The organism is Streptomyces sp. NPDC053048 (assembly GCF_044547045.1).
In the GTDB taxonomy this organism is placed as follows: domain Bacteria; phylum Actinomycetota; class Actinomycetes; order Streptomycetales; family Streptomycetaceae; genus Streptomyces.
The window spans coordinates 169,419-182,704 of record NZ_JBITZS010000008.1 but is presented as its reverse complement, the minus strand read 5'-3'; the positions used below and the strand labels follow the sequence as shown (position 1 = coordinate 182,704).

12 protein-coding genes are annotated in these 13,286 nt (G+C 71.4%); 11 read left to right on the top strand and 1 reads right to left on the bottom strand.

Annotation, left to right across the window (positions count from 1 at the left end; all coding sequences use genetic code 11):
* The first annotated feature begins 78 nt into the window (after positions 1–78).
* The 11 genes from pdxS (at position 79) to ACIG36_RS22395 (ending at position 11,879) form a co-directional block, all read left to right on the top strand.
* Complete coding sequence (gene pdxS / locus ACIG36_RS22445; RefSeq protein ID WP_399931208.1) at positions 79–990, top strand: pyridoxal 5'-phosphate synthase lyase subunit PdxS; 912 nt, start codon at positions 79–81, stop codon at positions 988–990.
* An 81-nt stretch (positions 991–1,071) separates the two neighbouring features.
* Positions 1,072–1,665 carry a pyridoxal 5'-phosphate synthase glutaminase subunit PdxT gene (gene pdxT / locus ACIG36_RS22440; RefSeq protein ID WP_399930527.1) on the top strand — a complete coding sequence of 198 codons (594 nt, stop codon included), beginning with the start codon at positions 1,072–1,074 and terminating at the stop codon, positions 1,663–1,665.
* 62 nt (positions 1,666–1,727) lie between these two features.
* Positions 1,728–2,480, top strand: coding sequence for a YebC/PmpR family DNA-binding transcriptional regulator (locus ACIG36_RS22435; protein ID WP_399930525.1), 753 nt, complete (start codon positions 1,728–1,730; stop codon positions 2,478–2,480).
* Between the two features lie 122 nt (positions 2,481–2,602).
* The gene (gene ruvC, locus ACIG36_RS22430) at positions 2,603–3,151 is read left to right on the top strand and encodes a crossover junction endodeoxyribonuclease RuvC (RefSeq protein WP_399930522.1); all 549 of its coding nucleotides are present in this window, start codon (positions 2,603–2,605) and stop codon (positions 3,149–3,151) included.
* Positions 3,148–3,756 carry a Holliday junction branch migration protein RuvA gene (gene ruvA, locus ACIG36_RS22425; protein ID WP_399930519.1) on the top strand — a complete coding sequence of 203 codons (609 nt, stop codon included), beginning with the start codon at positions 3,148–3,150 and terminating at the stop codon, positions 3,754–3,756. The genes ruvC and ruvA overlap by 4 nt, the downstream gene beginning before the upstream one ends.
* 38 nt (positions 3,757–3,794) lie before the next feature.
* Entirely contained in the window at positions 3,795–4,853 is a 1,059-nt protein-coding gene (gene ruvB, locus ACIG36_RS22420; RefSeq protein WP_399930517.1) for a Holliday junction branch migration DNA helicase RuvB, read from the top strand.
* A gap of 164 nt (positions 4,854–5,017) precedes the next feature.
* Positions 5,018–5,533, top strand: coding sequence for a preprotein translocase subunit YajC (yajC, locus tag ACIG36_RS22415; RefSeq protein ID WP_399930514.1), 516 nt, complete (start codon positions 5,018–5,020; stop codon positions 5,531–5,533).
* 149 nt (positions 5,534–5,682) lie between these two features.
* Complete coding sequence (gene secD, locus ACIG36_RS22410; protein WP_399930511.1) at positions 5,683–7,488, top strand: protein translocase subunit SecD; 1,806 nt, start codon at positions 5,683–5,685, stop codon at positions 7,486–7,488.
* 1 nt (position 7,489) lies between these two features.
* Positions 7,490–8,602 carry a protein translocase subunit SecF gene (gene secF, locus ACIG36_RS22405; protein ID WP_399930508.1) on the top strand — a complete coding sequence of 371 codons (1,113 nt, stop codon included), beginning with the start codon at positions 7,490–7,492 and terminating at the stop codon, positions 8,600–8,602.
* A complete protein-coding gene (locus tag ACIG36_RS22400) occupies positions 8,599–9,165 on the top strand; it encodes an adenine phosphoribosyltransferase (protein ID WP_399930506.1) in 567 nt (188 codons plus the stop codon). Before secF ends, ACIG36_RS22400 begins: the two co-directional genes overlap by 4 nt.
* A 182-nt stretch (positions 9,166–9,347) precedes the next feature.
* Positions 9,348–11,879: a RelA/SpoT family protein gene (locus tag ACIG36_RS22395; RefSeq protein WP_399930503.1), complete on the top strand. Its 2,532-nt coding sequence runs from the start codon at positions 9,348–9,350 to the stop codon at positions 11,877–11,879.
* Between the two features lie 75 nt (positions 11,880–11,954).
* On the opposite strand, the gene ACIG36_RS22390 is transcribed toward ACIG36_RS22395, so the two are convergent.
* Entirely contained in the window at positions 11,955–13,184 is a 1,230-nt protein-coding gene (locus ACIG36_RS22390) for a DUF349 domain-containing protein (RefSeq protein WP_399930500.1), read from the bottom strand.
* Positions 13,185–13,286: the final 102 nt, after the last annotated feature.

The following is a 13,286-nucleotide window of genomic DNA, read 5'->3' as shown; positions in this document are numbered from 1 at the left end:
CGAATTGGCCCTTTTCCCGGCCCTCGCGCCCTGGGTTTGATGACGCTGCAGCTTCACCGCCCTTGATAGCGAGGTCACATCGTGTCCACCCCCACCTCCGCCCAGAACCCCGAGACCGGCACCGCGCGCGTCAAGCGCGGCATGGCCGAGCAGCTCAAGGGCGGCGTGATCATGGACGTCGTCAACGCCGAGCAGGCCAAGATCGCCGAGGACGCGGGCGCCGTCGCGGTCATGGCGCTGGAGCGGGTTCCGGCCGACATCCGCAAGGACGGCGGCGTGGCCCGGATGTCCGACCCGAACATGATCGAAGAGATCATCGGCGCCGTCTCCATCCCGGTCATGGCCAAGTCCCGCATCGGCCACTTCGTCGAGGCCCAGGTCCTGCAGTCCCTCGGCGTCGACTACATCGACGAGTCCGAGGTCCTCACCCCGGCCGACGAGATCAACCACTCCGACAAGTGGGCCTTCACCACCCCCTTCGTCTGCGGTGCCACCAACCTGGGCGAGGCCCTGCGCCGCATCGCCGAGGGCGCGGCCATGATCCGCTCCAAGGGCGAGGCCGGCACCGGCAACGTCGTCGAGGCCGTCCGTCACCTGCGCCAGATCAAGAACGAGATCGCCAAGCTGCGCGGCTTCGACAACAACGAGCTCTACGCCGCCGCCAAGGAGCTGCGCGCCCCCTACGAGCTCGTCAAGGAGGTCGCCGAGCTCGGCAAGCTGCCGGTCGTGCTGTTCTCCGCGGGCGGCGTGGCCACCCCCGCCGACGCCGCGCTGATGCGCCAGCTCGGCGCCGAGGGCGTCTTCGTCGGCTCCGGCATCTTCAAGTCCGGCGACCCGGCCAAGCGCGCCGCCGCCATCGTGAAGGCCACCACCTTCTACGACGACCCGAAGATCATCGCGGACGCCTCCCGCAACCTGGGCGAGGCCATGGTCGGCATCAACTGCGACACCCTCCCCGAGGCCGAGCGCTACGCCAACCGCGGCTGGTAACACCACGTTCGTCCCGGTGGGCGGTCCGCGGCAGTCCGCGGGCCGCCCACCGGCGTCGTAGATCCTGAGAGGTACGCACCCGTGTCCACCACCCCCACCATCGGCGTCCTCGCCCTCCAGGGCGACGTCCGGGAACACCTCGTCGCCCTCGCCGCGGCCGACGCCCTCGCCCGCCCGGTCCGCCGCCCCGAGGAGCTCGCCGAGGTCGACGGCCTGGTCATACCCGGCGGCGAGTCCACCACCATGTCCAAGCTCGCGGTCGTCTTCGGGATGCTGGAGCCGCTGCGCGAGCGGGTACGGGCCGGCATGCCCGTCTACGGCACCTGCGCGGGCATGATCATGCTCGCCGACAAGATCCTGGACGGCCGCGAGGACCAGGAGACCCTCGGCGGCATCGACATGATCGTGCGCCGCAACGCCTTCGGCCGGCAGAACGAGTCCTTCGAGGCGTCGGTCGAGATGGCCGGCATCGACGGCGGCCCCGTCGAGGGCGTCTTCATCCGCGCCCCCTGGGTCGAGTCCGTGGGCGCCGCGGCCGAGGTCGTCGCCACCTACGACGGCCACACCGTCGCGGTGCGCCAGGGAAACGTGCTGGCCACGTCCTTCCACCCGGAGCTCACCGGCGACCACCGGGTGCACGCCCTGTTCGTCGAGATGGTGCGCGCGGCCCGGTAGCGGGATCCCGGTAGGATCTCTGTCGTTCGTTACGAATTTGGTTACGCGAAGGAGACAGGCGGATGTCCGGCCACTCTAAATGGGCTACGACGAAGCACAAGAAGGCCGTGATCGACGCCAAGCGCGGCAAGCTCTTCGCGAAGCTCATCAAGAACATCGAGGTCGCGGCCCGCATGGGCGGCACCGACATCGAGGGCAACCCGACGCTGTACGACGCCATCCAGAAGGCGAAGAAGCAGTCGGTGCCGAACAAGAACATCGACTCCGCGGTCAAGCGCGGTGGCGGTCTCGAGGCGGGCGGCGCCGACTACGAGACGATCATGTACGAGGGCTACGGCCCGAACGGTGTCGCGGTGCTCATCGAGTGCCTCACCGACAACCGCAACCGCGCCGCCTCCGACGTGCGCGTCGCCATGACCCGCAACGGCGGCTCCATGGCCGACCCGGGCTCGGTGTCCTACCTCTTCAACCGCAAGGGCGTCGTCATCGTCCCCAAGGGTGAGCTGAGCGAGGACGACGTCCTCGGCGCGGTCCTGGAGGCCGGTGCCGAGGAGGTCAACGACCTCGGTGAGAACTTCGAGGTGCTCAGCGAGGCCACCGACCTGGTCGCGGTCCGCACCGCGCTCCAGGAGCAGGGCATCGACTACGACTCGGCCGAGGCCAACTTCGTGCCCACCATGCAGGTCGAGCTCGACGAGGACGGCGCGCGCAAGATCTTCAAGCTGATCGACGCGCTCGAGGACAGCGACGACGTGCAGAACGTCTTCGCCAACTTCGACGTCTCCGACGACGTCATGGCGAAGGTCGACGCGTAGGCGTTCCGGCTGAGGTCGGCCGACGGGCCGGCGGGACACGGGTCCCGCCGGCCCGTCGCGTTGTCAGTGGCAGCCGATAGCCTGCTGCGGCAGGTGACCGGGCGATCGGAGGGAGGGGCGCGATGCGGGTGCTGGGCGTGGACCCGGGGCTGACGCGGTGCGGCGTCGGAGTGGTCGAGGGCGTCGCGGGCCGTCCGCTGCGCATGATCGGGGTCGGGGTGGTCCGCACGCCCGCCGACGCCGACGTCGCCGACCGCCTCGTCCTCATAGAGCGCGGCATCGAGGAGTGGCTCGACGCCCACCGCCCCGAATACGTCGCCGTGGAGCGGGTCTTCAGCCAGCACAACGTCCGTACGGTCATGGGCACCGCCCAGGCCAGCGCGGTCGCCATGCTATGCGCCGCGCGCCGCGGACTGCCCGTCGCCCTGCACACCCCCAGCGAGGTCAAGGCCGCCGTCACCGGCTCCGGCCGGGCCGACAAGGCCCAGGTCGGCTCCATGGTCACCCGCCTGCTGCGGCTCGACGCGCCACCGAAGCCGGCCGACGCCGCCGACGCGCTGGCGCTGGCCATCTGTCACATCTGGCGGGCCCCGGCGGCCAACCGCCTCCAGGAGATCGCCGCCGCCCACCGCCGCACCACCGCCGTACGACTCCCGAAGGGCACCCGATGATCGCCTCTGTCTCCGGCCCGGTCGCGGCCCTCGCCCCCGACACCGCCGTCGTCGAGGTCGGCGGGATCGGCATGGCCGTCCAGTGCACCCCCGGCACCCTCTCCACGCTCCGGGTCGGCGAGCAGGCCCGGCTGGCCACCTCGCTCGTCGTCCGCGAGGACTCCCTGACGCTCTACGGCTTCGCCGACGACGACGAGCGGCAGACCTTCGAACTGCTGCAGACCGCCAGCGGCGTCGGCCCCCGCCTCGCCCAGGCCATGCTCGCCGTGCACAGCCCCGACGCGCTGCGCCGCGCCTTCGCCTCCGGCGACGAGAAGGCGCTCACCGCCGTCCCCGGCATCGGCAAGAAGGGCGCCCAGAAGCTGCTGCTCGAGCTCAAGGACCGGCTCGGCGCGCCCAGGGGCGCGGTGGCAGCGCCGGCCCCGGCGGCCACCGCCGGCTGGCAGGACCAACTGCACGCCGCACTCGTCGGCCTCGGCTACGCCCCCCGCGAGGCGGACGAGGCCGTCGCGGCCGTCGCCCCCCAGGCCGAGGCCGCCGGCGGCACCCCCCAGGTCGGCCAGTTGCTCCGCGCCGCCCTGCAGACCCTCAACCGGGCCCGCTGACCCGGCGCCGCCACCCCTACGAGCGTGAGGAACACCCCGTGAACTGGGACGACGCGACGACCGACCGCCTCGTCGGCACGGTCGCCGACGGCGAGGACCGGGCCGTCGAAGCCGCCCTGCGGCCCAAGGACCTGGCCGAGTTCGTCGGCCAGGAGCGCGTGCGCGAACAGCTGGACCTCGTGCTCAAGGCCGCCCGCGCCCGCGGCGCGACCGCCGACCACGTGCTGCTCTCCGGCGCCCCCGGCCTGGGCAAGACCACCCTCTCGATGATTATCGCGGCCGAGATGGGCGCCCCCATCCGCATCACCTCCGGCCCCGCCATCCAGCACGCGGGCGACCTGGCCGCCATCCTGTCCTCGCTCACCGAGGGCGAGGTGCTCTTCCTCGACGAGATCCACCGCATGTCCCGGCCCGCCGAGGAGATGCTCTACATGGCGATGGAGGACTTCCGCGTCGACGTCGTCGTCGGCAAGGGCCCCGGCGCCACCGCCATCCCCCTGGAGCTGCCGCCCTTCACCCTCGTCGGCGCCACCACCCGGGCCGGCCTGCTGCCGCCCCCGCTGCGCGACCGCTTCGGCTTCACCGGCCACATGGAGTTCTACGCCCCCCTCGAGCTGCAGCGCGTCATCCACCGCTCCGCGCGCCTGCTCGACGTGGAGATAGAGGACGCGGGCGCCGCCGAGATCGCCGGCCGCTCCCGGGGCACGCCCCGCATCGCCAACCGCCTGCTGCGCCGGGTGCGCGACTACGCCCAGGTCAAGGCCGACGGCGTGGTCACGCAGGAGATCGCCGCCCAGGCCCTGCGGGTGTACGAGGTCGACTCCCGCGGCCTGGACCGGCTGGACCGGGCCGTGCTCACCGCCCTGCTCAAGCTCTTCGGCGGCGGCCCGGTCGGGCTGTCCACCCTGGCCGTTGCCGTGGGCGAGGAGCGCGAGACGGTCGAGGAGGTGGCCGAGCCCTTCCTGGTGCGCGAGGGGCTGCTGGCCCGTACGCCCAGGGGCCGCGTCGCCACACCGGCGGCCTGGTCGCACCTGGGACTGACCCCGCCGCAGCACGGCGGACCGGCCCCCGGCCAGCAAGGACTCTTCACCCGGTGACGGCGCGGGGGCTGGTCCGGTCAGGAACCACGGTGCCATGCTGGGCGTTGTTCCATAGGTGCGGACTCGCTTAGACTCCGCCGATGCCGTCCGTACCGGTGCGGCATACCACCCCCGTAGACCAGGCCGCGTCCCCAGCGGTCGTGTGAAGGAAACCCCGTCCCGTGAATATCGTGACTCTCCTGCCGTTCATCGTGCTCATCGGGGCCATGTTCCTGATGACCCGGTCGGCCAAGAACAAGCAGCGCCAGGCGATGCAGATGCGCGACCAGATGCAGCCGGGTACCGGCGTGCGGACGATCGGCGGCATGTACGCGACCGTCAAGGAGATCCACGAGGACACGGTCCTCCTCGAGGTCGCTCCCAGCGTCCACGCGATCTACGCGAAGAACGCCATCGGCGCCGTGCTGGAGGACGCGGAGTACAACCGCATCGTCCACGGCCTGGAGCCCGAGGAGACCCCGGTCGTCCCGGACGACGCCTCCGCGCTGACCGAGGCCGTCGAGCACGGCGAGCCGCCGGCCGAGCAGAAGATCGACCTGGGCAAGCACGCCGCCCCGGCCGCCGAGGGCGAGGCGAAGAGCGAGACGAAGAAGGCCGACGAGGCCGACACGTCCGACGCCGAGGGCAAGTCCGACACCAAGGACACCAAGCGGGACGGCGACACCGACGCGAAGTAGCCCCTTTCCGGAACCGCGGAGCACCCACCGAGCGGTGCGCCGCGGTTCCGTTACGGTCTAGGCTCCGGCGGGGGGCAGGTCCCCACAACACATCGTGGCCGTCCGGCGAACACCCGACGCCCGGCGGTTGGACAGGGAGAAACGACAAGGTGGCAGCACCGAAGAAGGGCCGCAGGTCCCCGGGCGGCCAGGGGAGGCCGGGCCGTGTCCTGGCCCTGATCCTGATCGCCATGGTGGCGCTCACCGGGGGGATGTTCGCCTCCGGGCACACCACGCCGCGGTTGGGCATCGACCTCGCGGGCGGCACGAGCTTCACGCTGGAGGCCAAGAACCAGCCCGGCAAGCCCAACGCGATCAACCCGACCAACATGAACACGGCCGTCGGCATCATCGAGCGGCGTGTCAACGGTCTCGGTGTCACCGAGGCCGAGGTCCAGACGCAGGGCGAGAATCACATCATCGTGAACATCCCCAAGGGGACGGACGCGAAGCAGGCTCGCCAGCAGGTCGGCACCACCGCCCAGCTCGGCTTCCGGCCGGTGCTGACCGCCACCGCCGGTGCCAAGGCCCCCGAGCCCGCGCCCAGCGCGGGCAACAAGGACAAGGCGAAGGACGAGAAGGCCAAGGACGACAAGGCCAAGCAGGACGCCACGACCAAGCCGTCCGGCTCGCCCTCGCCGACCGCCAGCGCCAGCCCCCAGGGCCGGCCGGTCACCGACGCCCTGAAGGCCGACAAGGCCGACGCCACTCCCGGAGCCTCCGCCTCCTCGTCCGGCAAGGCCGACGAGAAGAAGGACGAGAAGAAGGCCCCGACGCCCACCCCGGCGCCGGGCGCCGGCGACATGGCCGGGCTGCAGAAGAAGCTCGACGCTCTCGAGTGCACCACCAAGGAAGGCCGCGCCAAGGCCAACGAGGCCGCTGCCGCCGCCAAGCCGACCGACCTGATCGTCGCGTGCCGCAAGGACGGCCAGGTCAAGGAGATCCTCGGCCCGGTGGCCGTCGAGGGCACCAACGTCAAGGACGCCGACGCCGTCTTCGACACCCAGCAGGGCAAGGGCTGGATCGTCCAGCTGAAGTTCGACTCCACCGGCGCCAAGAAGTTCGCCGACGTCACCGGCCAGCTGGCGACCAAGCAGTCCCCCCAGAACCAGTTCGCGATCGTCCTGGACGGCGAGGTCGTCTCCGACCCGTCCGTGTCCACCTCGATCGGCGGCGGCCAGGCGGAGATCTCCGGCGGCTTCACCCAGCAGAGCTCCAGCGAGCTCGCCAACGTGCTCTCCTACGGCGCCCTGCCGCTGTCCTTCGACGTCGTCACCGAGACCACCGTGACCGCCGCCCTCGGCGGTGAGCAGCTGCGGGCCGGCCTGATCGCCGGCGCCATCGGCCTCGCCCTGGTGATCGTCTACCTGGTGGCGTACTACCGCGGCCTCGCGCTCGTCGCCCTGGCCAGCCTCGCCTGCTCGGCCGTCCTCACCTACACGATCATGGTGCTGCTCGGCCCGGCCATCGGCTTCGCGCTGAACCTGCCCGCCGTCTGTGGCGCCATCGTGGCGATCGGTATCACCGCCGACTCCTTCATCGTGTACTTCGAGCGCATCCGGGACGAGATCCGCGAGGGCCGCACCCTGCGTCCGGCCGTGGAGCGCGGCTGGCCGCGCGCCCGCCGCACGATCCTGGTGTCCGACTTCGTGTCGTTCCTCGCCGCCGCGGTGCTCTTCATCGTCACCGTCGGCAAGGTGCAGGGCTTCGCGTTCACCCTCGGTCTGACCACGCTCCTCGACGTCGTCGTGGTCTTCTTCTTCACCAAGCCGCTCATGACGATCCTCGCCCGCCGCCCGTTCTTCGCCGGCGGCCACCCCTGGTCCGGGCTGGACCCGACCCGGCTCGGCGTCAAGCCGCCGCTGCGGGCCTCCCGCCGCCGTTCCACCGGCCCCGTCGACCCGAAGGAGGCGTGAGATGTCGCGACTCGGCACCCTCGGCGCCAGGCTGTACCGCGGTGAGGTCGGCTACGACTTCGTCGGCAAGCGGAAGATCTGGTACGGCATCTCGATCCTGATCACCATCACGGCCATCGTCGGCCTGGCGGTGCGCGGCCTGAACATGGGCATCGAGTTCTCCGGCGGCGCGGTCTTCACCTCGCCCGCGACCTCGGTCTCCGCCTCCCAGGCCCAGCGCGTGGCGGAGGACACCTCCGGCCACGCGGCCGTCGTCCAGAAGCTGGGCAACAAGACCCTGCGCGTCCAGGTCAGCGAGCTCACCACCGAGCAGTCGCGCAAGACCCAGGAGGCGCTGGCCAAGAAGCTCGACGTCCCGGTCGACAAGATCAACACCGACATCGTCGGCCCCAGCTGGGGTGACCAGATCGCCAACAAGGCCTGGACCGGCCTGGCGATCTTCATGATCCTCGTGGTGATCTACCTGGCCATCGCCTTCGAATGGCGGATGGCGCTGGCCGCCCTGATCGCGCTGATCCACGACCTCACCATCACCGTCGGCGTCTACGCGCTCGTCGGCTTCGAGGTCACCCCGGGCACCGTGATCGGTCTGCTGACCATCCTCGGTTACTCCCTCTACGACACCGTCGTCGTCTTCGACGGTCTCAAGGAGGGCGCGAAGGACATCACCAAGCAGACCCGCTTCACCTACAGCGAGATCGCCAACCGCAGCCTCAACAGCACCCTGGTGCGCTCGATCAACACCACGGTCGTGGCGCTGCTGCCGGTCGCCGGCCTGCTGTTCATCGGCGGCGGCTTCCTCGGCGCGGGCATGCTCAACGACATCTCGCTCGCCCTGTTCGTCGGCCTCGCGGCCGGCGCGTACTCCTCGATCTTCATCGCCACCCCGCTGGTCGCCGACCTCAAGGAGCGCGACCCGCAGATGAAGGCCCTGGCCAAGCGGGTGCGGGCACGCCGCGCCGCGGACGCCGCCAAGGGCGAGTCCGCCGGGGACCGGGGCCCCGCGGCCGAGGACGACGACGTCCAGGACGCCGCGGGCGTGGTCGGCCAGCGCGGCGAGGAGGCCGGCCGCAACCGCGGTGGCCGCGGCCGTCCCTCGGGCAAGCGCCGATGAGCGCCACCCGCGCCTCCGGCGCCGACCAGGAGCTGCGCGAGCTGCTGCTCAGCCGCATCCACGACGTTCCCGACTACCCCAAGCCGGGCGTGATGTTCAAGGACATCACCCCGCTGCTCGCCGACGCCCAGGCGTTCACCGCGCTGACGGACGCTCTCGCCGAGCTGTGCCGGCTGTACGGCGCCACCAAGGTCGTCGGCCTGGAGGCGCGCGGCTTCATCCTCGCGGCCCCCGTCGCCGTGCGCGCCGGGCTCGGCTTCGTGCCCGTCCGCAAGGCCGGCAAGCTGCCCGGAGCCACGCTGGCCCAGGCCTACGAGCTGGAGTACGGCACCGCCGAGATCGAGATGCACGCCGACGCGCTCGTCCCCGGCGACCGGGTCCTCGTCATCGACGACGTCCTGGCCACGGGGGGCACCGCCGAGGCCTCGCTCAAGCTGATCCGCCGGGCCGGCGCGGAGGTGGCCGGCGTCGCCGTGCTGATGGAGCTCGGCTTCCTGCCGGGCCGCGAGCGCCTGGCCGCGGAGCTCGGCGGCGCCCCGCTGGAGGCGCTGATCACGGTCTGACCGGCCGCGCGGCACCACGCACCGAACCGCAGGGACGGGCACCGGGGAAGCTCCCGGTGCCCGTCCGGCGTTATGGCGGCAGGCCCCCGTCGCGGAGCAGGCGCGTAGGCGGTCCGGTGGCCGGGATCGATACCATGGCAGTCCGGACCTGATCGGGGGGCCGGAACGCATGAGGAGTGCTCTTGCCAGACGAGGTCCAGCCGCTCACCGCCGCCCAACCGGACAAGCCGTCTCCCGAGACCGCGGCCGGCACCGGCACGCCCACCGGCCCCACCCGGAGCACGACGGGCCCCGCACCTGCGGCCGACCCCCGCGGCGCCGCGCACCGGACGGGCGACGCGCACCGCAAGGCCGCACCGCAGCCCCCTGCCGCCGGCCCGGCCCGCTCCGCGGCCCCGCAGGGCGCCCCGGCCCGTTCCGGCTCCTCCAGCCGCGTCCGCGCCCGCCTCGCCCGCCTCGGCGTCCAGCGCTCCAGCCCGTACAACCCGGTGCTCGAGCCGCTGCTGCGCATCGTGCGCGGAAACGATCCGAAGGCCGACACCACCACGCTGCGCCAGATCGAGCGCGCCTACCAGGTGGCCGAGCGCTGGCACCGCGGCCAGAAGCGCAAGAGCGGCGACCCGTACATCACCCACCCCCTCGCCGTCACCACGATCCTCGCCGAGCTGGGCATGGATCCGGCCACCCTGATGGCCGGCCTGCTGCACGACACCGTCGAGGACACCGAGTACGGCCTGGAGGACCTGCGCCGCGACTTCGGCGACCAGGTCGCCCTGCTCGTCGACGGCGTCACCAAACTCGACCGGGTGCAGTTCGGCGAGGCCGCCCAGGCCGAGACCGTGCGCAAGATGGTCGTCGCCATGGCCAAGGACCCGCGCGTCCTGGTCATCAAGCTCGCCGACCGCCTGCACAACATGCGCACCATGCGCTACCTCAAGCGGGAGAAGCAGGAGAAGAAGGCCCGCGAGACCCTCGAGATCTACGCCCCGCTGGCGCACCGGCTGGGCATGAACACCATCAAGTGGGAGCTGGAGGACCTCGCCTTCGCGATCCTCTACCCCAAGATGTACGACGAGATCGTCCGCCTCGTCGCCGAGCGGGCCCCCAAGCGCGACGAGTACCTGGCCGTCGTCACCGACGAGGTCCAGGCCGACCTGCGCGCCGCCCGCATCAAGGCCACCGTCACCGGCCGCCCGAAGCACTACTACAGCGTCTACCAGAAGATGATCGTGCGGGGCCGCGACTTCGCCGAGATCTACGACCTGGTGGGCATCCGCGTCCTCGTCGACACCGTCCGCGACTGCTACGCGGCGCTCGGCACCGTCCACGCCCGGTGGAACCCGGTGCCGGGGCGGTTCAAGGACTACATCGCGATGCCCAAGTTCAACATGTACCAGTCGCTGCACACGACGGTCATAGGGCCCAGCGGCAAGCCCGTCGAGCTGCAGATCCGCACCTTCGACATGCACCGCCGCGCCGAGTACGGCATCGCCGCGCACTGGAAGTACAAGCAGGAGGCCGTCGCCGGCGCCTCCAAGATCCGCACGGACGTGCCGAAGAACGCCGGCAAGAACCAGGACACCGTCAATGACATGGCCTGGCTGCGGCAGCTGCTGGACTGGCAGAAGGAGACCGAGGACCCGGGCGAGTTCCTGGAGTCCCTGCGCTTCGACCTCTCCCGCAACGAGGTCTTCGTCTTCACGCCCAAGGGCGACGTCATAGCGCTCCCGGCCGGCGCTACCCCCGTCGACTTCGCCTACGCCGTCCACACCGAGGTCGGCCACCGCACGATAGGCGCCCGGGTCAACGGGCGGCTGGTGCCGCTGGAGTCGACCCTCGACAACGGCGACCTGGTCGAGGTCTTCACCTCCAAGGCGCCCGGCGCCGGACCCTCCCGGGACTGGCTGGGCTTCGTCAAGTCGCCCCGCGCCCGCAACAAGATCCGCGCCTGGTTCTCCAAGGAACGCCGCGACGAGGCCATCGAGCAGGGCAAGGATGCCATCGCGCGCGCCATGCGCAAGCAGAACCTGCCCATCCAGCGGATCCTCACCGGCGACTCGCTGGTCACCCTCGCCCACGAGATGCGCTACCCCGACATCTCCTCCCTCTACGCCGCCATCGGCGAGGGCCATGTCGCGGCCCAGGGCGTGGTGCAGAAGCTGGTGCAGGCCCTGGGCGGCGAGGACGCGGCCACCGAGGACATCGAGGAGGAGGCGGCGCCGATCCGCGGCCGCTCCAAGCGCCGCACCAGCGCCGATCCCGGCGTGGTCGTCAAGGGCGTCGACGACGTCTGGGTCAAGCTCGCCCGCTGCTGCACCCCCGTCCCCGGTGACCCGATCATCGGCTTCGTCACCCGCGGCAACGGCATCTCCGTCCACCGCGCCGACTGCGTCAACGTCGACTCGCTCTCGCAGCAGCCCGAGCGGATCCTCGACGTCGAATGGGCGCCCACCCAGTCGTCGGTCTTCCTCGTCGCCATCCAGGTGGAGGCGCTGGACCGCTCCCGGCTGCTGTCGGACGTCACCCGCGTCCTGTCGGACCAGCACGTCAACATCCTCTCCGCCGCCGTGCAGACCTCCCGCGACCGGGTGGCCACCTCACGGTTCACCTTCGAGATGGGCGACCCCAAGCACCTGGGGCACGTCCTGAAGGCGGTACGGGGCGTGGAGGGCGTCTACGACGTCTACCGCGTGACGTCGGCCCGCAGGCCGTAACCGTCGGCGGACATGTGTAAGGGGCTCCGGTTGTTGCCGGAGCCCCTTACGTTCGCTACGCCGGGTCCTGCGGCGTCAGCCGCCGAACTCCTCCAGGCCCTTCAGGGCCTGGTCCAGCAGCGCCTTGCGGCCCTCGAGCTCCTTGGCCAGCTTGTCGGCCTTGGCGTCGTTACCCGCGGCACGCGCCTTGTCGACCTGCTCCTGCAGCTTGTCGACCGCCGACTGCAGCTGCCCGGTCAGCCCGGCCGCACGGGCCCGCGCCTCCGGGTTCGTCCGCCGCCACTCGGCTTCCTCGGCCTCCTGGATGGCGCGCTCCACCGCGTGCATCCGGCCCTCGATCTTCGGGCGGGCGTCGCGCGGCACATGGCCGATCGCCTCCCAGCGCTCGTTGATCGAACGGAACGCCGCCCGCGCCGACTTCAGGTCCGTCACCGGGAGCAGCTTCTCGGCCTCGACGACCAGCTCCTCCTTCAGCGTGAGGTTCCCCTGCTGCTCGGCGTCGCGCTCGGCGAACACCTCGCTGCGCGCCTGGAAGAAGACGTCCTGGGCGCCCCGGAAGCGGGCCCACAGCTCGTCCTCCGCCTCGCGCTGGGCGCGCCCGGCGGCCTTCCACTCGGACATCAGGTCGCGGTAGCGCGCGGCCGTCGGACCCCAGTCCGTGGAGCCCGACAGGCCCTCGGCCTCGGCGACCAGCTTCTCCTTGACCTTGCGGGCGTCCTCGCGCTGGGCGTCCAGCGAGGCGAAGTGCGCCTTGCGCCGCTTGGAGAACGCCGAGCGGGCGTGCGAGAAGCGGTGCCACAGCTCGTCGTCGGTCTTGCGGTCCAGCCGGGGCAGGCCCTTCCAGATGTCGACCAGGGCGCGCAGCCGCTCGCCCGCCGACCGCCACTGCTCGCTCGCCGCCAGCTCCTCGGCCTCGGCGACCAGCGCCTCCTTGGCCGTGCGGGCCTCCTCGGACTGCTTGGCCTTGGCCGCCTTGCGCTCCTCGCGGCGCGACTCGACGTCGGCCACCAGCTTGTCCAGCCGCTTCCGCAGCGCCTCCAGGTCGCCCACCACATGGTGCTCGTCCACCTGGACCCGCAGATGGTCGATCGCGGTCATCGCGTCCTTGGCGGACAGGTCGGTGGTTTTGACCCGGCGCTCGAGGAGGCCGATCTCGACGACCAGGCCCTCGTACTTGCGCTCGAAGTAAGCCAGGGCCTCCTCGGGAGACCCCGCCTGCCACGATCCGACGACCTGCTCGCCGTCGGCGGTACGCACGTACACGGTCCCCGTCTCATCGACGCGGCCCCACGGGTCGCTGCTCACAGCGCCTCCTCCACATGATGCCGCGGCCGGTGTGCGGCCCGCGTGCATCGTCCACAGTTGTTCCGGACGGGGCCGCGCCCCGACCGGTCCGACAGCTTGATC